16 protein-coding genes are annotated in these 21,116 nt (G+C 33.9%); 9 read left to right on the top strand and 7 right to left on the bottom strand.

What is annotated here, in order from left to right:
- Nucleotides 1–6: 6 nt before the first annotated feature.
- The 7 genes from yidC to pafA all read left to right on the top strand — a co-directional run bounded on the left by yidC (nucleotide 7) and on the right by pafA (nucleotide 8,738).
- Complete coding sequence (yidC, locus tag AC9UEH_RS06645; protein WP_509529876.1) at nucleotides 7–1,908, top strand: membrane protein insertase YidC; 1,902 nt, start codon at nucleotides 7–9, stop codon at nucleotides 1,906–1,908.
- 105 nt (nucleotides 1,909–2,013) lie between these two features.
- Nucleotides 2,014–2,730 carry a toxin-antitoxin system YwqK family antitoxin gene (locus AC9UEH_RS06640; protein ID WP_509529874.1) on the top strand — a complete coding sequence of 239 codons (717 nt, stop codon included), beginning with the start codon at nucleotides 2,014–2,016 and terminating at the stop codon, nucleotides 2,728–2,730.
- A 98-nt stretch (nucleotides 2,731–2,828) separates the two neighbouring features.
- Entirely contained in the window at nucleotides 2,829–4,016 is a 1,188-nt protein-coding gene (gene mnmA, locus AC9UEH_RS06635; RefSeq protein ID WP_509529872.1) for a tRNA 2-thiouridine(34) synthase MnmA, read from the top strand.
- A 24-nt stretch (nucleotides 4,017–4,040) separates the two neighbouring features.
- Complete coding sequence (locus AC9UEH_RS06630) at nucleotides 4,041–5,654, top strand: S8 family serine peptidase (RefSeq protein WP_509529870.1); 1,614 nt, start codon at nucleotides 4,041–4,043, stop codon at nucleotides 5,652–5,654.
- Between the two features lie 33 nt (nucleotides 5,655–5,687).
- Nucleotides 5,688–6,626 carry an NAD(P)H-dependent flavin oxidoreductase gene (locus AC9UEH_RS06625; RefSeq protein ID WP_509529867.1) on the top strand — a complete coding sequence of 313 codons (939 nt, stop codon included), beginning with the start codon at nucleotides 5,688–5,690 and terminating at the stop codon, nucleotides 6,624–6,626.
- A 43-nt stretch (nucleotides 6,627–6,669) separates the two neighbouring features.
- A complete protein-coding gene (locus tag AC9UEH_RS06620) occupies nucleotides 6,670–7,107 on the top strand; it encodes a hypothetical protein (protein ID WP_509529865.1) in 438 nt (145 codons plus the stop codon).
- A gap of 20 nt (nucleotides 7,108–7,127) precedes the next feature.
- Nucleotides 7,128–8,738, top strand: coding sequence for an alkaline phosphatase PafA (gene pafA, locus AC9UEH_RS06615; protein WP_509529863.1), 1,611 nt, complete (start codon nucleotides 7,128–7,130; stop codon nucleotides 8,736–8,738).
- A gap of 72 nt (nucleotides 8,739–8,810) precedes the next feature.
- On the opposite strand, the gene lysA is transcribed toward pafA, so the two are convergent.
- From lysA to gltB, 3 genes are all read right to left on the bottom strand, one after another.
- Nucleotides 8,811–10,013, bottom strand: a complete 1,203-nt coding sequence (gene lysA, locus AC9UEH_RS06610; RefSeq protein ID WP_509529861.1) for a diaminopimelate decarboxylase — start codon at nucleotides 10,011–10,013, stop codon at nucleotides 8,811–8,813.
- Nucleotides 10,014–10,117: 104 nt separating this feature from the next.
- Complete coding sequence (locus tag AC9UEH_RS06605; protein WP_509529858.1) at nucleotides 10,118–11,572, bottom strand: glutamate synthase subunit beta; 1,455 nt, start codon at nucleotides 11,570–11,572, stop codon at nucleotides 10,118–10,120.
- A gap of 67 nt (nucleotides 11,573–11,639) precedes the next feature.
- Entirely contained in the window at nucleotides 11,640–16,160 is a 4,521-nt protein-coding gene (gene gltB, locus AC9UEH_RS06600; RefSeq protein WP_509529855.1) for a glutamate synthase large subunit, read from the bottom strand.
- Between the two features lie 414 nt (nucleotides 16,161–16,574).
- On the opposite strand from gltB, the gene sucC reads away from it, so the two are divergent.
- Nucleotides 16,575–17,768: an ADP-forming succinate--CoA ligase subunit beta gene (gene sucC / locus AC9UEH_RS06595; RefSeq protein ID WP_509529853.1), complete on the top strand. Its 1,194-nt coding sequence runs from the start codon at nucleotides 16,575–16,577 to the stop codon at nucleotides 17,766–17,768.
- A 55-nt stretch (nucleotides 17,769–17,823) separates the two neighbouring features.
- Here sucC and AC9UEH_RS06590 read toward each other — a convergent pair whose 3' ends face one another.
- The gene (locus tag AC9UEH_RS06590; RefSeq protein ID WP_509530004.1) at nucleotides 17,824–18,255 is read right to left on the bottom strand and encodes a DUF1456 family protein; all 432 of its coding nucleotides are present in this window, start codon (nucleotides 18,253–18,255) and stop codon (nucleotides 17,824–17,826) included.
- 150 nt (nucleotides 18,256–18,405) lie between these two features.
- On the opposite strand from AC9UEH_RS06590, the gene AC9UEH_RS06585 reads away from it, so the two are divergent.
- Nucleotides 18,406–19,119, top strand: a complete 714-nt coding sequence (locus AC9UEH_RS06585; RefSeq protein ID WP_509529851.1) for a class I SAM-dependent methyltransferase — start codon at nucleotides 18,406–18,408, stop codon at nucleotides 19,117–19,119.
- Here AC9UEH_RS06585 and AC9UEH_RS06580 read toward each other — a convergent pair.
- The 3 genes from AC9UEH_RS06580 to AC9UEH_RS06570 all read right to left on the bottom strand — a co-directional run bounded on the left by AC9UEH_RS06580 (nucleotide 19,116) and on the right by AC9UEH_RS06570 (nucleotide 21,031).
- On the bottom strand, nucleotides 19,116–19,919 hold the full coding sequence (locus AC9UEH_RS06580) for an alpha/beta hydrolase (RefSeq protein WP_509529849.1): 804 nt from the start codon (nucleotides 19,917–19,919) through the stop codon (nucleotides 19,116–19,118). The genes AC9UEH_RS06585 and AC9UEH_RS06580 overlap by 4 nt on opposite strands.
- A 411-nt stretch (nucleotides 19,920–20,330) precedes the next feature.
- Nucleotides 20,331–20,726, bottom strand: coding sequence for a hypothetical protein (locus tag AC9UEH_RS06575; RefSeq protein ID WP_509529847.1), 396 nt, complete (start codon nucleotides 20,724–20,726; stop codon nucleotides 20,331–20,333).
- A 164-nt stretch (nucleotides 20,727–20,890) separates the two neighbouring features.
- Nucleotides 20,891–21,031, bottom strand: coding sequence for a T9SS type A sorting domain-containing protein (locus AC9UEH_RS06570; protein WP_509529844.1), 141 nt, complete (start codon nucleotides 21,029–21,031; stop codon nucleotides 20,891–20,893).
- Between the last annotated feature and the right edge of the window lie 85 nt (nucleotides 21,032–21,116).

Below are 21,116 nucleotides of genomic sequence, written 5' to 3'. Positions count from 1 at the left end.
TATATAATGGAAGATAAGAAATTAGACCTCAATTCAATCATAGGCTTTGTTTTAATTTTTGGAATTTTGATTTGGATGATGTACCAAAACCAACCTTCAAAAGAACAAGTCGCTGCCGAAAAAGCAAAAAAAGAACTAGTTGCTACTGCTGAAAAATCAAAGCAAGTTGTTGCGAAAGAAGCTGTAATTGCTACTGTTGATACAACTGTAAGTGATACATTGCAAATGGCAAAACTTACAAAATCTTTAGGAAATTTTGCTTATTCTGCAACGTTATCCTCTGCAAAAGATACGGTTACAACAATTGAAAATGAATTCGTTCGCATCAAAATAGCGAATAAAGGAGGTTATATTGTTGAAGCAATTTTGAAAAATTTTGAAAAGTTCAAGAAAGGTTCAGGCGAATTAGTTGAATTGATTAAAGACAATAATTCAAATTTAAACATTCAATTAGTTACCAATGACAATCATACTTTAAACACAAAAGAGTTGTTTTTTGAACCAACTTTATCTAAAGTTGGTGCGAATCAAATTCTAACGATGCGTTTGAAAGCTGGTGCAAATGAATTTTTGGAATACCAATATACATTGAAACCAAACGATTATATGATTGGTTTTAATCTTCGTTCGCAAGGTTTAAATAAAGTCTTGAATACGTCTAAACCATTGGATTTAGAGTGGGATTTAAAAACTTTCAGAACTGAGAAAAGTATTTCCTATGAAAACAGATATACTTTGCTTAATTATGAATATGGTGATGAAAAATTCAATAATGTTGGTGAAGGAATTAATAAAGAAGAAACGCTAGATAATGTAAAATTCATCGCTTTCAAACAACATTTCTTTGCTACAATTTTATTAACCGACACGCCATTTGCGAAAGCGGTTTTAAAATCTAATAAATTAGTTGTCGATGAAAATAAAGATACTACATTTATTAAACAATTCAATGCTAACGTGCCTTTGGCGTTTGCAAACGGAGAAGTAAACTATAAAATGAGTTGGTATTTTGGACCTTCGGATTACAAAACTTTAAAGGCTTACAATAAAAATATTGAACAAATAATTCCATTAGGTTGGGGAATTTTTGGATGGATAAACAAATTTGTGTTCATCCCGTTATTTGGATTTTTAAGTTCTTATATTGCTTATGGAATTGCGATTATTATCTTTACAATTTTGATAAAAATTGCAATGTCGCCAATTACGTATAAGTCGTTTTTATCTCAAGCAAAAATGAAAGTACTGCGACCAGAAATTGCTGAATTGGGTGAAAAATACAAAAAAGAGCCAGCGAAAAAGCAACAAGAAACTATGAAATTATACAGTAAAGCGGGAGTAAATCCGATGGCTGGATGTATTCCTGCATTAATTCAGTTGCCTTTTATGTATGCCTCATTTCAGTTTTTTCCATCTGCATTTGAATTAAGACAAAAAAGTTTTCTTTGGGCAGACGATTTGTCCTCTTTTGATGAAGTTGTAAAATTACCGTTCCACATTCCTTTATATGGAAGTCACATCAGTTTGTTCCCAATATTGGCAGCAATTGCGATTTTCTTTTATATGAAAATGACTTCCGGTGACCAACAAATGGCGGCACCATCTCAAGAAGGGATGCCCGATATGGCAAAAATGATGAAAATAATGATTTATGTTTCTCCATTAATGATGTTGATTTTCTTCAATAGTTACGGAGCTGGTTTGAGTTTGTATAACTTTATATCCAATTTAATTACAATTGGAATTATGTTGGTTATCAAAAATTATATCGTTGACAATGATAAAATTCACGATCAAATTCAAGAAAACAAACTTAAAGAACCTAAAAAACAAGGTAAGTTCCAACGAAAAATGCAAGAAATTATGGAACAAGCCGAAGCTCAAAAGGCACAGCAAAAGAAAAAATAATTTTAAAAGCACCCTTAACGGGTGCTTTTTTAGTAAACGGCTTATTTTTTGATAAAATAAAAAGTATAATTTTGAGTTTATAAGTTTATAATTTATCCCTTAGTTATGAAACAATTATTGATGGTATTTGCATTTATTTTTACAACATCTATTTTTGCGCAATCTGATTTTAATAAATTAGATGAAAATGGCAAGAAAAATGGAGTTTGGAAAGGTGTTTATGAAGAATCCAAACGACCTCGATATGAAGGTACTTTTGAACACGGAAAGGAAATTGGTTTGTTTACTTTTTTTGACGACACTAAGACTTCATCGGTAATGGCAATCCGAGAATTTGATAGTAAAGACAATTCGGCATATACTATTTTTTACGACCAAAAGAAAAATAAAGTAAGCGAAGGGAAGGTGATTAATAAACTTCACGACGGTCCTTGGACGTATTATCATGAAGCGTCTAAAATTATTATGACTTTAGAAAATTACAAAAACGGAAAATTAGAAGGTGTAAAAACGATTAATTTTCCTTCTGGTAAAGTGGCAGAATTGACTAATTATAAAAACGGAATCAAGGAAGGAGCCTATAAAAAAACCGCTGAAAATGGAGTTTTACTTGAGGATTCATTTTATGTAAATGGCGAAATTAATGGCGTTTCTACTTTCAAAGGTACTGATGGTTTAGTGGTAGCTAAAGGAATGTTCAAGCAAGGTAAAAAAGTTGGAATTTGGTTGTTCTATGAAAATGGAAAATTAGTAAGTAAAGACAATTTCAATAAACCTCGTAAAAAATTCCAAAAACGAGAAGCAATTAAAAAAGAAGAATAGTTGAATTGAAATTCACTTGAATACTACCTTTAAAAAACTAAAATTTATGGTATCTTTACACACCTTTTTTAGGTTTTAAATCTTTCAAAAAAATACAAATGAAGCGTGTCGTAGTTGGACTTTCTGGTGGAGTTGATTCAAGTGTTGCAGCCTATTTGTTGCAGCAACAAGGATATGAAGTCATAGGACTTTTTATGAAAAATTGGCACGATGATTCTGTGACAATATCTAATGAATGTCCGTGGCTTGAAGACAGTAACGATGCACTTTTGGTTGCTGAAAAATTAGGAATTCCTTTTCAAACGGTTGATTTAAGCGAACAATACAAAGAAAAAATCGTTGATTATATGTTCAGCGAATATGAAAAAGGAAGAACCCCAAATCCTGATGTATTGTGCAATCGTGAAATAAAATTTGATGTTTTTATGAAAATCGCATTAAGTCTTGGTGCCGATTTTGTAGCAACGGGCCATTATTGCAGAAAAGGAGAAACCGAAGTTGATGGAAAAAAAGTATTTCAATTGCTTGCTGGCGCTGATAATAATAAAGATCAATCGTATTTTTTATGTCAATTATCGCAGGAACAATTAGTCAAATCATTATTTCCAATAGGGGAATTAACCAAACCGGAAGTTCGTGAAATTGCAACTCAAATGGAATTGGTTACAGCCGAAAAGAAAGATTCGCAAGGCTTATGTTTCATTGGAAAAGTGAGATTACCAGAGTTTTTACAACAAAAATTACAGCAAAAAGAAGGGTTAATAGTTCAAATTGATAAATCCGATTTGGTTTATAATAAGGAAGAAATACAATTTGAATCAATCGAAGAAGAATTAGCTGCTGAAGCTCGAAATATTCCGTACAATCCTGAAATGGGAAAAGTAGTTGGAAAGCATCAAGGTGCTCATTATTTTACAACTGGTCAACGCAAGGGATTGAATGTTGGCGGGACAAAAGAGCCTTTATTTATTATCGCTACGAATGTTGAAACCAATACAATTTATACCGGTTTGGGAAATGAACATCCTGGATTATTCAAAAAAGCATTGTTCGTTGAAAAATCTGAAATTCACTGGATTCGGGAAGATTTGGCTTTAGCCAATGGAGAAACTACTGCTATAATGGCTCGAATACGGTACCGACAACCTTTGCAAAAAGCAATTTTACACCAATTTGAAAGTGGAATGTACGTTCAATTTGAAGAGCCGCAATCCGCAATTACAGAAGGGCAATTTGTTGCTTGGTATTTGGAAGATGAATTAGTTGGTTCGGGAGTAATTTCTTAATTTAGTACTTTAAAAACTATTTAAATGAAAAAAAATATATTGATATTTGTCTTATTTATTTCCTTTTTTGGCTATTCGCAAGAAGATGCTTGGGTATATTTTAGAGACAAACCCAACAGTCAATATTATTTTACAAATGCTTTACAAATGCTTTCTCAACGTGCGTTGGACAGAAGAATTACACAAAATATCCCTTTGGATTTACTTGATATTCCAATACATCAAGCTTATATTGACCAAATTACCGCAACTGCTGGAATAACGGTTAAGGCGAAATCAAAATGGTCGAATTGTTTGCATATCCGTGGTTCACAAGTGGATATTCAAGCTTTGACTTTGCTTTCATTTGTAGATCACGTTTCATTTGCAAACCGCACTTTGAATGTGGGCGGGAGATTTTCCATTTCTACTACTTTTAATTCGGTGAATAAGGTTTTAGAAACCCAAGCTTCCTATAATTATGGCACTTCTGCAAATCAAATTCAGATGTTGAATGGTAATTTATTGCACCAACAAAATTATACAGGAACTGGAAAAATAATTGCTGTTTTAGATGCTGGTTTTCCGGGTGTAGATACAGCACAACCGTTTCAAAGATTGCGCGATAACAACCAAATTTTAGGCGGATATAATTTTGTTGATAGAAGTTCCAATTTCTATGCGATGAATAATCACGGAACTATGGTGCTTTCTACAATGGGAGGATTCGCTAATAATCAGTTGGTTGGAACAGCTCCTGACGCATCCTATTATTTATTTGTTACCGAAGATAGTTCGTCTGAAAATCCTTTAGAAGAATCACTTTGGGTTGAAGCAGCTGAAATGGCTGATAATTTAGGAGCGGATGTAATCAATACTTCATTGGGTTATTTTGGATATGATAATCCAAATTACAGTCACACGTATTCCGATATGAATGGAATTACTGCATTTATTTCTCGTGGTGCAAACATTGCTTTTAGTAGGGGAATGATAGTTGTGGTTTCTGCAGGAAATTCTGGAAGTACTGTAAACGTTCACATTGGAGCCCCAGCAGATGCGATTAATATTTTGACAGTTGGCGCTGTAGATTCGGCTCGAAATTATGCGAATTTCAGTTCAATCGGTCCCTCATTTGATGGAAGGGTTAAACCCGATGTTATGGCGCAAGGCTTATATGCAGTAGTTTCAAACCCAAGCGGAACAATCATAACAAATAGTGGGACTTCTTTTTCTGGGCCTATTATTGCAGGAATGGTTACTAGTTTTTGGCAGGCTTTTCCAACATTTACAAATGCTCAAATAGTACAATTAATAAAAGAATCTGCGGATCATTTTACAAATCCAAATCCTCAATATGGCTACGGAATTCCGAATTTTCAATTGGCTTTAACCAATGCTTTATCGAGTATGCAGTTTCATTCTGATTTAATTTCTGTCTTTCCAAATCCTGTGAAAGAGGTGGTTTCTTTTTCAATTCCAACAATTGGTTCATCCAAAGAAATCAGCATTTATAACAGTTTAGGTCAAATGGTAATTATTCAAAGTAGCTTAAATCAAATTCAAAATATATCTTTGCAATCCTTAGAAAGTGGCATTTATTTTTATAAAATTGCTATTGCAAATGGAACTAAAATTGGAAAAATAATCAAAGAATAAATTTTCAAATAATCACTCGATGCTTTTTATTAAATGAACAAAATCACACAACTTTTCAACATTAAATATCCAATTATTCAAGGTGGAATGATTTGGAATAGTGGTTACAAATTGGCGAGCGCCGTTAGTAATGCTGGTGGTTTAGGATTAATTGGCGCAGGGTCGATGTATCCTATAGTTTTGCGGGAACACATTCAAAAATGCAAAAAAGCAACGGACAAACCCTTTGGTGTAAATGTTCCGATGTTGTATCCAAATATTGAAGAAATTATAAATATAATTGTTGAAGAAGGGGTTAAAATTGTTTTTACATCAGCAGGAAATCCAAAAACTTGGACGTCATTTCTAAAAGAAAAAGGGATTACAGTCGTTCATGTGGTGAGCAGTTCTAAATTTGCATTAAAAGCACAAGAAGCTGGTGTTGATGCCGTTGTTGCTGAAGGTTTCGAAGCTGGAGGACATAATGGAAGGGAAGAAACGACCACATTGACATTAATTCCAATGGTAAAAGAGCAGCTAACAATTCCATTAATTGCTGCTGGCGGGATTGCGACAGGAAGAGGAATGTTGGCGGTAATGGTTTTAGGCGCAGATGGAGTGCAAGTGGGTTCAAGATTTGCGGCTTCTCTGGAATCTTCTTCTCACGAAAACTTCAAGAATACAATTATTAATGTGAAAGAAGGCGATACACAAGTAACTTTGAAAGAATTGGCACCCGTTCGTTTGATAAAAAATAAGTTTTATGACGACATTCAGGATTTGTACAAAAAAGCGCCAACACCAGAAGAATTAAAAACTTTATTGGGAAGAGCAAGGGCAAAAAAAGGAATGTTCGAAGGCGATTTAGTCGAGGGTGAATTAGAAATCGGTCAAATTGCAGGATTAATTCATGAAATTAAATCAGCAGCAGATATTATAAATGAAATGATTTTGGAGTTTGAAATGGCAAAAAAAGAAGTTCGAAATTTATAAAATAAACAAATAAAAGTTAGAAGAATTGAATAGAACTATAAATATGAAAACAATTAAAACACTACTCTTATTTATGTTTTTGAGTATAGGAATTCAAAAAACATTTAGTCAAACTTATAAATTTGAAGCAACAGGTTTTAGTGTTATGGAAAAAGACACGAAAGGCACTTGGGGAAGTTGGTCGGAATTACAACCCGTTAATATAATTATAACTTTAGACACCGATAAGAACCGAATTGTTGTTTATTCTAAAGAAATTCAGTTGTACGAAATTCAAAATTATGAAAAAAGACAAGAGAGTGAAACGGACGAAATTTATCCATTTGTTTGCAAAGATATTGATGGAGAACCGTTCACAATTTCAATTATAACAAGGAAAAATCAAGAGAACAGAAAGCAATTGTACATCAATCAAAGGAATGTAATTATTGTTTACAACATCGTTAATTTCCCTGATAAAGAAATAAAAGTTACAAAATAAGTTACAACAAAATGAAAGTTATGAAAAAAGTATTTCTGTTTTTTGCATTTGGATTAAGTTCTTTATTAAATGCGCAACAACGCCCTAAATTGGTAGTTGGAATAGTAGTCGATCAAATGAAAATGGAGTATTTGTACCGTTTTTCAGATGATTTTACCCCAAATGGATTCAAGCGATTAATGGGTAATGGTTATACATATCAAAACATGCATTTCAATTATATGCCAACTTATACTGGGCCAGGACACGCTTCTATTTATACTGGGACAACGCCTGCAACACATGGAATTGTTGGTAATGATTGGTTTAATAGATCTTTAGGAAAAGAGATGTATTGCACCGATGATGCCACTGTGAAAACAATTGGTGATGGTACTGTCGAGGAAGGAAAAATGTCTCCAAAAAACTTGTTAAGCACTACAATTACTGACGAATTACGTTTAGAAACCAATTTCAAAGGAAAGGTAATTGGGATAAGTTTAAAAGACAGAGGAGCAATTTTACCCGCTGGACATTTTGCAAATTGGGCATTCTGGTATAGTAAAACGGGTGCTTTTATTTCGAGTACATTTTATGGCGAAAAACTGCCAGAATGGGTAACGGAATTCAATGGAGAAAAACGATTTATGCCCTATATTAATAAAGGTTGGGATTTATTAAAACCTGCCGCAACTTATGATGAAAGTCTTGCTGACGACAATCCTTATGAGGGAAAATTATATAAAAGTGTAGCGCCAGTTTTTCCATATAATTTGAAAGATATGTATGATAAAAACGATGCTGGAGTTTTACGTTCCACTCCATTTGGAAATGACTTATTAGCTGAATTTGCAATGAAAGCTATCGAAAAAGAGGAACTTGGAAAGGATAATAGTACCGATTTTCTAACCGTAAGTTTTTCTTCAACAGATTATGTAGGGCATTTAATGGGACCTCGTTCTATGGAATTGCAAGATACTTATTTACGATTGGACCAAACAATTGCTGACTTTTTAACCTATTTGGATAAAACAGTTGGAAAAGACAATTATTTGCTTTTTTTAACTGCCGATCATGCCGGAGCAGAAAATGTATCGTACCTAAAAGACCATAAATATGCAGTAAATAATATAGATCCAAAAGAAATAGTGAAAGGTCTAAAAAAATATTCTCAAGATACTTTTGGGGATGATTTGGTATTAAATTATTCAAATTTTAATCTTTATTTTAACAAAGAAATCATCAAAAATAAAGGCTTAGAATTGTTAAAAGTAAAGCAATCTTTTAAAGACTATTTGATGACACAAGTTCAAATAAAAAGGGTGTATTCTGAAGAAGAAATTTTGGCATCAACAGGAAATGACTTTTACCTTAACTTTATTGCCAATGGATATGATCCAAGTCAAAATGGAGATTTGGTACTTCTTGACAAGCCAGGAAACATTGAATATAGTGGAACAGGAACATCGCACGGAACGCCTTATAGTTATGACACTCATGTGCCTGCGATTTTTTATGGTTGGCATATAAAACACGGAGAGACGCACGAGAGAAAAGTAATTACACAAATTGCACCAACGATCGCTCAATTAATAAAAATTCCTTTTCCTAATGGAACAGAAGCAAATGTGTTATTAGAAATATTAGAATAATACAAAATATTTATATAAAAAACCCCCAATTTTTAATATAAATTGGGGGTTTTAATTTTGTTGTTTTTGCTATTAACTTAGTAGAATTTGATTTTTCAATAAATCTTCAAAAGTTTCCCTTTCGCGAATTAAAATTCCTTTTCCATCTTTCCATAAAGCCTCTGCAGGCTTGTATCTGGAGTTATAATTGGAAGCCATTGAAAAACAATATGCACCAGCATTTCTAAAACATAAAAAATCGCCTTCTTTGATTTCAGCAATTCTACGGTTGTTGGCGAAGGTGTCGGTTTCACAAATATATCCTACCACAGTATAAAAACGTTCTTTCCCTTTTGGGTTTGAAATATTTTCAATATGGTGTTGCGAACCGTATAACATTGGACGAATCAAGTGATTGAAACCGCTATCAATTCCAGCAAAAACTGTGGATGTGGTTTGTTTTACAACATTTACTTTCGCTAAAAAGAAACCTGCCTCACTTACTAAAAATTTTCCTGGTTCAAATGCCAATGTTAATTCTCTTCCGTAAGCTGCCTCAAAAGCTAAGAATCTTTTTGATAATTTTTTTCCTAATTCTTCAATATTGGTTTCAATATCGCCTTTGTTGTAAGGAACTTTAAAACCACTTCCAAAATCTAAGAAGTCTAAAGCTTTGAAGTTATTGGCTGCTTCAAATAGAATTTCTGCAGCATAAAGAAACACTTCAATATCTAAAATATCAGAACCCGTATGCATGTGAATTCCGTTGATGTGCATTTTAGTATTTTCGACAATTCGAAGAATATGCGGCATTTGGTGGATAGAAATGCCAAATTTACTGTCGATATGACCCACAGAAATGTTGGAATTTCCACCTGCCATTACGTGTGGATTGATACGAATACAAACTGGAATTGTTGGGTGTTTTGTTCCAAAATGTTCTAAAACTGAAAGATTATCAATGTTAATTTGAACTCCAAGTGCTGCTGCTTCTTCAATTTCTTCAAATGAAACGCCGTTGGGTGTATAGATTATTTGATTTGGAGCAAAACCTGCATAAATTCCTAATTTCACTTCTTGAATCGAAACAGTATCTAAATTAGAACCAATAGATTTTAATAACTGAAGAACAGCAATATTTGACAATGCTTTAGCAGCATAATTAATCCGTAACCTTGGCACTTTTGCGAAGGCATTGGTTAATCTTTTGTATTGAGATTGGATTTTTTCAGCATCATAAACATATAATGGACTTCCAAATTCTTCTGCTAATTTTACTAATTCTTGTGGTTGCATTGCTGATTATTTTTGTGCAAATTTAGAGCTATATGTATTGCAAACAAAGCAAATTTACATTAATAACAAAAAATAACAAAATGTTGTATTCCTAACAAAATACATTACAAACTCGGCAAATCTCCATTACCTTTGGTAGGTAAATTGGTAGAACCCATCAAGTACAAATCGACAACTCTCGCAGCTTCACGACCTTCAGAAATTGCCCAAACAATTAAAGATTGACCGCGACGCATGTCACCAGCGGTAAAAATATGAGGTTTGTTTGTTTGATAATTGGTAGCTTTATAATTGTTTTTCATGTCAATTTCTAAACCCAATTTATCGCTTAATGTTTTTTCAGGGCCAGTAAATCCTAGAGCTAATAACGCCAATTCGCAAGGCCATATTTTCTCTGAACCTTCTTTTTCAATTAATTCAGGTCGTTGTCCAGAAACCATTTTCCAAGCAACTTCAACTGTTTTTAATCCAACCAATTCGCCCTTTTCATTTGCAATAAATTCTTTGGTATTGATGAGCCAATTTCTATCGCAACCTTCTTCATGTGATGAGGAGGTTTTTAATTGTAACGGCCAGAACGGCCAAGGTGTATTTACACTTCTTCCAACAGGTGGTTTTGGCATAATTTCAAAATTTGTAACTGATTTTGCTCCTTGTCGATTGGAAGTTCCAACACAATCTGAACCCGTATCACCGCCACCAATTACAATTACATTTTTATCTTTGGCTAAAATCTGATTTGGAATTGTTTCCCCGTATAAAGATTTCGTTTGCTGTGTTAAAAACGTCATCGCTTGCACAACTCCCTTGCTTTCAATTCCTTTTGTTGGCAAACTTCTACTCTCTGTTGCGCCTCCACATAATACAATAGTATCAAAGGCATTTAGTTCTTCAACGCTATAATTTACCCCAACATTTACGTTGACTTTAAATACAATTCCTTCGGCTTCTAGGACTTTTACTCGACGGTCGATAATTCCTTTTTCCAATTTGAAATTTGGAATCCCATAACGCAATAATCCACCTATGGCATTGTCTCTTTCAAAAACTGTAACTGTATGTCCCGCACGATTTAGTTGTTGTGCTGCAGCTAATCCGGCAGGTCCAGAACCAATAACAGCAACAGTTTTTCCAGTTCTTGTTGTTGGTATTTGAGGTTTAATCCAACCTTCTGCAAAACCTCTTTCGATGATATTTTTTTCGATATTTTCAATGGCAACAGGTTCATTAATAATTCCTAAAACGCATGATTTTTCACATGGAGCAGGGCAGAGGCGACCTGTAAATTCGGGAAAGTTATTGGTAGATTGCAATATTTCTAAAGCACCTTGCCATTCTTCCTGATGTACCATATCATTGAAATCGGGAATTAAATTTCCCAATGGACAAGAGCTATGACAAAACGGAATCCCACAATCCATGCACCGTGAACCTTGTTCTTTTATTTTTTCTTTGGATAATGGAATCGTAAATTCATTGTAATTTGAAACTCGTTCTACAACGGCAACATTACTTTCGTCGGTTCTTGTAAATTCTTTAAATCCTCCTATTTTTCCCATAATATTATAGTGTCAAATGTCTTATTGTCAAATATTGAGTTATAAGACGGGTATTAATTTTTTGCTACTAATTTGTTTCTTCCAACAATTCCTTAATTGATTCAAGAGCTGCTTTTTGCAATGCTTTTTTGTAATCTGTTGGCATTACTTTTACAAAATTATTTTGTTGGTTATCCCAATCTTCCAATATTCTTTTTGCCAATGGACTGTTTGTAAATAAAGAATGATTTTTTATTAACTTTCTTAATTTACTAATATCATCAAGTTCCAAAGTTTCAAAAGCTACCATTTCCATATTGCATAAAGTGGCATCAAATGTTTTATTTGGATCATAAACATAAGCAATTCCGCCACTCATTCCAGCAGCAAAATTCCTACCTGTTTTTCCTAAAACAACTACTGTTCCTCCTGTCATGTATTCACATCCGTGGTCTCCAATGCCTTCTACTACTGCAGTTGCGCCAGAATTTCTAACGGCAAAACGTTCTCCCGCCATCCCATTTATATAAGCCTGACCAGTAATTGCACCGTACAAGGCTACGTTTCCGATGATAATATTTTCTTCTGGTTTGAACGTTGCAGTAGGAGGAACCTTGATAATTAATTTACCTCCTGATAGCCCTTTTCCTAAATAATCATTACAATTTCCATGAATTTTAAACGACAATCCATTGGTTGCAAAAGCACCAAAACTTTGCCCTGCAGAACCTTCAAAATCAACTAAAATAGTATCTTCTGGTAATCCCTGAGCGCCATAAATTTTAGAAATTTCATTACTTAAAATGGCACCTACAGAACGATCGGTATTTTTAATTTTGAAATTCACACGCGTTTTTTCTTTTCTATAAATAGATGGAATGGCAGCTTTAATAATTTCAAAATCCAAAACGTTTTCTAATGCGTGGTCTTGACAAGAATCATTATAATTACTTACTTTATTAGCAATTTCTGGTTTGTATAATATTGCCGAAAGGTCTAAACCACTAGCTTTATAATGTTTAATTGCTTTATTGACATTCAATTTTTGAGATTGCCCAACCATTTCTTTCAAAGTTCTAAAACCCAATTGCGCCATGATAATTCTCAATTCTTCTGCAATAAAATACATGAAATTGATAATGTGTTCTGGTGTTCCTTTGAAATTTTTTCTCAATTCTGGATCTTGGGTCGCAATTCCCACAGGACACGTATTTAAGTGGCAAGCACGCATCATAATACAACCCGAAGCGACTAATGGTGCTGTGGCAAATCCAAATTCTTCGGCTCCTAATAAGGCAGCAATGGCAACATCTCGACCCGTTTTTAATTGTCCATCACATTCTAAAACGACTCTACCACGCAAATCATTTAATAATAAGGTTTGTTGGGCTTCCGCCAATCCTAATTCCCACGGAATCCCTGTGTGTTGCAACGATGTTAGTGGTGCGGCACCTGTTCCTCCGTCATAACCAGAAATTAAAATTACATCCGCTTTTGCTTTTGCAACACCAGCAGCGATAGTTCCAACGCCAACTTCAGAAACCAATTTAACATTGATACGCGCTTCTCGATTGGCATTTTTTAAATCAAAGATCAATTGTGATAAATCTTCAATAGAATAAATATCGTGGTGTGGAGGTGGAGAAATCAGTCCTACATAAGGAGTTGAATTTCTCACTTCTGCAATCCAAGGCACTACTTTATCTCCAGGTAATTGTCCGCCTTCGCCTGGTTTTGCACCTTGTGCCATTTTAATTTGTATCTCTTTGGCATTCGTCAAATAATTGATAGAAACACCAAATCTTCCCGATGCAACTTGCTTGATAGCGCTATTTCTGGAATCTCCGTTGAGGTCTTTTTGAAAACGTTTTGGATCTTCTCCGCCTTCTCCAGAATTACTTTTACCGCCAATTCTATTCATCGCAATAGCCAAATTCTCGTGTGCTTCTTGGCTAATTGAGCCATAAGACATCGCACCAGTTTTGAATTTTTTTACAATTTCAGTCCAAGGTTCAACTTCATCAATCGAAATCGGATCTAAGTTATTGAATTCAAATAAACCTCTAATAGTCATTAAATTCTCGCTTTGGTCGTTCACCATATCTGAATATTCCTTGTAACTTTCTGGACTATTTAATCGAACAGCTTGTTGTAATTTAGAAATGGTTGTTGGATTGAACATGTGTCTTTCTCCATTTCTTCGCCATCTGTAAATTCCACCAATTTCTAAAGGTAGTAAATTGGCTATTTTCGAATTTGGGAACGCATTTTGGTATCTTTTCTTGACTTCTTTTTCAATTTCCATTAATCCAATTCCTTCAATTCTAGAAGGTGTGTATGGGAAATATTTAGATGTGAATGTTTTATTTAAACCTAAGATTTCAAAAATTTGTGCAGCTCTATAAGAATGTAAAGTAGAAATTCCAATCTTATTCATGATTTTCAGAATGCCTTTTGCAATCGCTTTATTGTAATTTTTAATAGCATAATCAGCCTTAATTCCTGTGATAAAACCAGAATTAATCTGATTGTGAATTATTTCATTCACCATATAAGGATTAATTGCACTGGCACCATATCCGAATAATAATGCAAAATGATGTGGTTCACGAGGTTCTGCGGATTCAATTATGATTCCAAATTTTGAACGTGATTTTAATATATTTAAGGAATGATGAATATACGAACAGGCCAACAACATTGGAATTGGTGCTAATTTATCGGTAACACCTCTGTCGGATAGTATAACAATATTACAACCCTCAGAAACGGCTTTGAAAGTGGCTTGAATACATTTTTCTAATGCTCGTTCCAAGCCGTTTACTCCTTTTTCAATTTCATATAAGGTAGAAATAGTAACGGATTTAAAATCAGCGTGATTGATATTTTTAATTTTGTCTAAATCTTCATTAGAAATAACAGGATTTTGAATTTTTAGTTTTTTGCAATGTTTGGGTTCGATATCAAAAATATTAAAATCGCCACCAATTGCTAAACTTATATCGGTAATAATTTCTTCGCGAATTCCATCTAATGGAGGGTTGGTAACTTGAGCGAACAACTGCTTGAAGTAGTTGTATAATAATTGTGGTTGGTCTGATAAAACGGCTAATGGTGTGTCATTTCCCATTGAACTTAGTGCTTCTGCACCAGTTGCTCCCATTGGGTTTATTATAGTTTTTAAATCTTCAACAGTATATCCAAAGAGTCGTTGGCGTGTTTCAAAACCCATAATTTCTACAGGAATTTCATTTTCTGTATAAGGAATTTGAGCCAATTGCAAGAGGTTTTTATCCAACCATTTTTTGTAAGGTCGCTTGGTTACAATAGCATTTTTAATTTCTTCATCTTCAATAATCCGACCTTCATTCATGTCCACAAGGAACATTTTTCCGGGTTCCAATCTTCCGTGCTGAACTACATCTTCCGGTTTAATATCTAAAACCCCAATCTCAGACGACATAATAACGAAACCACTTTTTGTGAGCGTATAGCGTGAAGGACGCAAGCCATTTCTATCTAATAATGCACCAATTACATTTCCATCTGTAAAGGGAATTGAAGCGGGACCATCCCAAGGTTCCATAATGCAAGAATTGAATTCGTAGAATGCTTTTTTGTCTTCCGACATGCTTTGATGACGTTCCCAAGCTTCGGGAACCACCATCATCATTGCTTCGGGTAAAGATCGACCCGTCATTAACAATAATTCGATAACCATATCCATCGAAGCAGAATCTGATTTTCCTTCTAATATAATTGGGAATAATTTCTTAATATCATCTCCAAAAACATCACTTTTCATCAACTCTTCCCGTGAGCGCATTCGACTGATATTTCCTCGAAGCGTATTGATTTCGCCATTGTGACACATATACCTAAAAGGCTGCGCCAATTCCCATGACGGGAACGTATTGGTAGAAAATCGTTGGTGAACCAATGCCAATCGGGTAACCAAATCCGTATCAGACAAATCGGTATAATAACGGCTGATATCTTCAGGCATCAAAAGCCCTTTATAAATTATGGTGGTAGTTGAAAAACTACTAAAGTAATATTGATGGCTTTGTGATATTTTAGATTTTATAACGGCGTGTTCTGATATTTTTCTTGCAGCAAATAGTTTAGCGTTAAATTGAGGTTCTGTGAGTTCTAATCCATTTTTACCAACAAAAACCTGAAGTACAGTAGGTTCTTTTTCGGCAGCAATTTTTCCTAAATTTGAGGCATCTACAGGAACCTCACGCCAACCTAAAACAGTTAAATTTTGCTCTTTTATAGCAGTTTCAAAAGTAGTTTTACAATAAACAACTTGGTTTTTGCTTTTTGGTAAAAACAACATTCCTACACCATATTCTCTCGGTTCAGGAAGCTCAAAATCACATACTTTTTTGAAGAAATCATGAGGAATGTCAAATAGAATTCCTGCACCATCTCCCGTTCTTCCATCGGAACTTACAGCGCCTCGATGCTCTAATTTTATTAATATATCTAAGGCTTTATGAATAATATCATTCGACTTAATTCCGTTTAAATTGCAAATAAATCCTGCACCACAATTATCGTGTTCAAATTCTGGTAAATAGAGGCCCTGTGCTTTAACTTTCATGCTTGATAATTTTTCACTAAATTACTACATTCACTGATTATAATTTAATGAAAATAAAATATTTGATAATTTTTGCTATTCTATCAATTAAAAGTTTAAAAAATAACAATTACTTAATTTTGGACTTTTTATTTAACGATTTGACAACTTCCGTTATCGTTTACAAACCATTTTTTTGGTTAAAACACATGAATTATAGCAAATTAACTATTTTACTAAATCGTTATAGTGTCGTATAAATTATAATTAAACTGACAAAACTGTTTTTATTTCGCATTGAATTTAAGAATTTGATAATGTAAATTTGATTTTTATAATAATTAAATTCTTATTGTATTTATTAAGGAAAAACATTTCGCTTTTAACTTCATTTGTGCTATTTTTGCGCTACTTTAAAAAGTCAAAAATTTCATTATGGACATACACGAATACCAAGGAAAAGAAATATTAGCCAGTTATGGCGTAAAAATTCAACGAGGTTATGTTGCAAACAATCCGCAAGAGGCGGTTGCTGCAGCAAAACAGTTAACTACTGAAACTGGAACAGGATGGCACGTTATTAAAGCACAAGTTCATGCGGGTGGACGTGGAAAAGGTGGAGGAGTGAAACTTGCCAAGAATTTACAACAAGTGGAAGAAATTGCAGAACAAATTATTGGAATGCAATTAATCACACCTCAAACTTCTGCTGAAGGTAAAAAAGTACACAAAATTTTAGTTGCTGAAGATGTTTATTATCCTGGGGAATCTGAAACTTCTGAATTTTATATGTCAGTTTTATTAAATAGAAGTAAAGGTCGTAACATGATTATGTATTCTACTGAAGGTGGAATGGATATTGAAGAAGTTGCAGAACACACACCACATTTAATTTTTACTGAAGAAATTGATCCTACAGTTGGACTTCAAGGCTTCCAAGCAAGAAGAATTGCCTTTAATTTAGGTCTTTCTGGAAATGCTTTTAAAGAAATGACGCAATTTGTTGCAGCGCTTTACAATGCTTACATTGGTTGCGATGCTTCCATGTTTGAAATTAATCCAGTTTTAAAAACATCGGATAATAAAATTATTGCAGTAGATGCTAAAGTAAATTTAGATGATAATGCATTATACCGTCAGCCAGTTTATGCTGAATACCGTGATGTTCGCGAGGAAAATCCAATCGAAGTAGAAGCTAAAGCTGCAGGTTTAAACTATGTAGATTTAGATGGAACTGTAGGTTGTATGGTAAACGGCGCAGGTCTTGCAATGGCAACTATGGATTTAATTAAATATGCAGGTTTTGAACCGGCTAACTTCCTAGACGTTGGTGGAACTGCTGATGCAAAACGGGTAGAATTGGCTTTCAGAATTATCTTGAAAGATCCTAACGTAAAAGCAATTTTAATCAATATTTTTGGTGGAATTGTTCGTTGCGATAGAGTAGCTCAAGGTGTTGTAGATGCTTACAAAAACATGGGAGACGCTATTAAAGTGCCAATCATTGTTCGTTTACAAGGTACCAACGCCGTTATTGCAAAAGAATTAATTGACAATTCTGGAATGCCAATTTTATCGGCTGTAGAATTTCAAGAAGCTGCTGACCAAGTAAAAGCGGCGTTGTCATAAAATATTGGAAATACGATTTAACATTTGATAATATAAAAAAATCCTGAACGTGAGTTCAGGATTTTTTGTTTTTACCATTTTTAAAATAAACTTTTTCAACTACCTGAACTTTCGGTGTTGCTTTATTTGAAGTATGCTTTTTAAAGGGCTTTTTTGCCACTGGACTTTTTGCTGGACTTTGATCACCTCTAGATTTTTCTGAATCTTGAGCTCCCGAATTCACTTCCTTTTTATTTTTGTTCAAAACATCAGAAGGATTTTTAGGATTTTCTTTAGTTCCACGCAAATGCAAAACCAAAGCATTCAAGAAATTTCGCAACACCTGATCGCCACATTCCATATAATTTTCATGGTCTTCGGCACGGAAAAAAGCACCCAATTCTGATTTTGTAATTCTAAAATCTACCAATTCTAAAATTTCTACTATTTGATCGTCCCGAAGCATCAAGGCTACTCGAAGTTTTTTCAGGATATCGTTATTTGTCATTTTCATTGTAACTATTTTTTTGCAAATATAATTATAAAGGGGCTCTAATAGTAATTAATGAAGTAAATAATCGATTTCATTATTTTGATGTCAACAATTTATCCTAAATTAGCGCTTCAATAAAATAATGCTATTAAATTACAATTAAAGATGACTAGAATTCAAGTTTTAAACGCAATCATAAAAAAGAAAAATGTACAAAATTACCTTGAAATAGGGGTAAACCGAGGGAAATGTCTCTTTAATATTGTGGGTACAAAAAGACGTTTTGGTGTAGATCCCTTTTTTAATTTTAGTTTATGGAAAAAAGTAAGAGCCTGTATATTAAATCCTCACACCCTTAAAAATGATTATTTTGAGGTAACAAGTGATGCTTTTTTTGCAGAAAACAAGGCACTATTAGAAGCTAATATTCTTGATTTGGCTTTTATTGACGGACTTCATACCTTCGGACAGTCACTAAAAGACACTTTAAATACCCTGAAATATCTTGATAACAATGGAGTTATAGTTTTGCATGATTGCAATCCGTTAGATGAATTAGCAGCATATCAAGCCAATTCAATTGATGATGCTCGTGTAGCTTTAAAAAATCACAAGGATTGGAAAAATATTTGGAATGGTGATGTTTGGAAAACTATTGTTTACATTAAAATAAACCACCCAGAACTGTCTACTTTTGTTTTGAATACGGATCACGGTTTGGGTTTTGTGTTTAAAAAACCACAAGGTAAACTTCCAGAAGTGTATAATTCGATTGAAAACGTAGATACTTTAAACTATTCTTTTTTAGCACAACACAGAGAGGAATTGTTGGATTTGAAACCAGTATCTTACTTTAAAACATTTTTAAACACGCTTTAAATATTCAACCACGAATAGACTTTCACAAAGTTATCGCGCCATAATTTTTCATTATGTTGACCCCCTTTGATGATTCTTTTCCGAGTTAAATGTCTGCAACTGCACCGAATATCAGAAACTAAGATTTCCATTTTGTTTACGTCGGGAACCATGTCTTTGCTTTCATTGTCACCACACAAAAAGTACATTTTAGATGCTAAGGTTTTGGTTTTCGTAGTCAAATCAAAAATCTCGGGATTAATCCAAAATGCAGGCGAAAAAACGCCTGCTTTACCAAATACTTCCGGGTATTTCAGCAGCGCATAATAGGAAATCAAACCTCCCAAAGAACTTCCCATAATTACGGTATTCATTGTATTGGATTTTGTTCTATAGGTAGCATCTATCCTTGGTTTCAAGGTTTTTACAATAAACTCAAGGTAATTATCCCCATTTCCGCCACCATATTTTCCGTTTTTATAGGGAGTTAATTCGTCTATTCGTTTTTCATTTCCGTGTTCTATTCCCACCACAATCACTAGGGCGTTCAAACTGTCTAATTTTTCGTCAATGTTCCATTCGCCAGCATAAGCAGTTTTGGCATCAAATAAATTTTGTGCATTGTGCATATAAATTACAGGATATTTCTTTTTTGAAGTGGCATATTCCTTTGGCAAATACAACCAGATTTTCTTTGTGCAATGAAGTTGTGGCGCATCTATAGTAACATTAGACACATTTTTTGATGCTGTACTTTCCTGAGAAAACACTGTATTTGCTACAAATAATAAACTATAAAGGAACGCTATTTTACGAGTCATACATTGTTTTAGTTCTAGCCTCAAAGATACAAACGAATTTAATTCTAATTCTAAAACAGTAGGGATAATTGATATTAAATGTAACTAACTCGTTTTTATTTTTTTGAAGCAGAAGTTCTCTTTTTCACCATACGATTCCACCCGCTATTCGCTATATCTGTTGTGGCGAACCCTGCCACAACAGGATGTCGCTACTATCGGGGCTATGAAATTACATTTATATTTTCATAATTAAATGTTGATTTGGTAATTCGTTTATTTGGAAAATCTGAATTTAACCTTTGATTTGTCAATCTGAATTTATTTCAGATGCTATTATTTATTTTAAAACCTATTATTTTTTCTTGTCTTTGTGGGGACTAATTCGGGAGACTTCGCACAGCAATTCCGACTATTATTAATGTTCAGTTTTTAAAGAACACTTCGCAGAGCTGGGGTGTTTGGGTCGACTGGAGTTGTGATTGGTGTGGCTCTTTTTCCTTGTATTTTGCGGTTGAATGTTTTGGCGTTGTTTACTTTTTCTGGGCTTGCATCGGTGGATTCGAGTGCGTTTATCAATCGGGTTGATAGTGGATTGACATCGCTAAATTCGATAATTCTTTCGTTTACTCTGTTGTTAAAGGCGGTGTTGTCGGTAATTACATTCTCGATTTTTGTATCGCAGGATGTGTGTTTGGTTTGCATATTTGCCAATTGTAGCTTGGCTTTTGTAGGGTTGTATCTAGTTCCAAATCCTATTATGAATTGGATTAATAGGTTGAAGTTTGATACATTTTTTGCGTTTCCTGTTTCTGATGTTGATGCCATGATAGTTTATTTTTAAGTTGTTAATGATGACAAAAATAATGAATTATTTGTTTTGAAAAATATTTGACGAAAAAGTTTTATGAAAAAGAAAACTGGTTTTGAAGCCCCTCCCCAGCCCTCCCCGAAGGGGAGGGAGAAGAGCCTAAAACCAGTTTTTGCTTTTTTTATTCTACTGCTATTTGGTGGGTTTCTACTTGGTCATTGATGTATATTTTGAGTACATATATGCCTTTGTTTAAGCCAATGACTGAAAAAGTTGCTTTGTTATTAATGATTTCTACTTTGGTTTTGGGCTGTCCCATCATGTCGAATAGTTCGCCCCGCTACCGCACGAACAATGTCATTAAGTTAAGGATTTTTCACAAGCTATCTTTTTGATTTTTAGTTACT

Source organism: Flavobacterium sp. (genome assembly GCF_040402835.1).
Classification (GTDB): Bacteria; Bacteroidota; Bacteroidia; order Flavobacteriales; family Flavobacteriaceae; genus Flavobacterium.
Note: the sequence above shows the minus strand (reverse complement) of the source record. Positions and strands in the feature narration are given on the sequence as shown.

Coding starts and splice junctions, on each gene's coding strand:
- AC9UEH_RS06575 (WP_509529847.1), bottom strand. CDS start 20,726: ATGGCATCAACATCAGAAACAGGAAACGCAAAAAATGTATCAAACTTC.
- mnmA (WP_509529872.1), top strand. CDS start 2,829: ATGAAGCGTGTCGTAGTTGGACTTTCTGGTGGAGTTGATTCAAGTGTT.
- AC9UEH_RS06590 (WP_509530004.1), bottom strand. CDS start 18,255: ATGACAAATAACGATATCCTGAAAAAACTTCGAGTAGCCTTGATGCTT.
- AC9UEH_RS06585 (WP_509529851.1), top strand. CDS start 18,406: ATGACTAGAATTCAAGTTTTAAACGCAATCATAAAAAAGAAAAATGTA.
- sucC (WP_509529853.1), top strand. CDS start 16,575: ATGGACATACACGAATACCAAGGAAAAGAAATATTAGCCAGTTATGGC.
- lysA (WP_509529861.1), bottom strand. CDS start 10,013: ATGCAACCACAAGAATTAGTAAAATTAGCAGAAGAATTTGGAAGTCCA.
- AC9UEH_RS06605 (WP_509529858.1), bottom strand. CDS start 11,572: ATGGGAAAAATAGGAGGATTTAAAGAATTTACAAGAACCGACGAAAGT.
- AC9UEH_RS06640 (WP_509529874.1), top strand. CDS start 2,014: ATGAAACAATTATTGATGGTATTTGCATTTATTTTTACAACATCTATT.
- AC9UEH_RS06630 (WP_509529870.1), top strand. CDS start 4,041: ATGAAAAAAAATATATTGATATTTGTCTTATTTATTTCCTTTTTTGGC.
- pafA (WP_509529863.1), top strand. CDS start 7,128: ATGAAAAAAGTATTTCTGTTTTTTGCATTTGGATTAAGTTCTTTATTA.
- AC9UEH_RS06570 (WP_509529844.1), bottom strand. CDS start 21,031: ATGATGGGACAGCCCAAAACCAAAGTAGAAATCATTAATAACAAAGCA.
- AC9UEH_RS06580 (WP_509529849.1), bottom strand. CDS start 19,919: ATGACTCGTAAAATAGCGTTCCTTTATAGTTTATTATTTGTAGCAAAT.
- AC9UEH_RS06625 (WP_509529867.1), top strand. CDS start 5,688: ATGAACAAAATCACACAACTTTTCAACATTAAATATCCAATTATTCAA.
- AC9UEH_RS06620 (WP_509529865.1), top strand. CDS start 6,670: ATGAAAACAATTAAAACACTACTCTTATTTATGTTTTTGAGTATAGGA.
- gltB (WP_509529855.1), bottom strand. CDS start 16,160: ATGAAAGTTAAAGCACAGGGCCTCTATTTACCAGAATTTGAACACGAT.
- yidC (WP_509529876.1), top strand. CDS start 7: ATGGAAGATAAGAAATTAGACCTCAATTCAATCATAGGCTTTGTTTTA.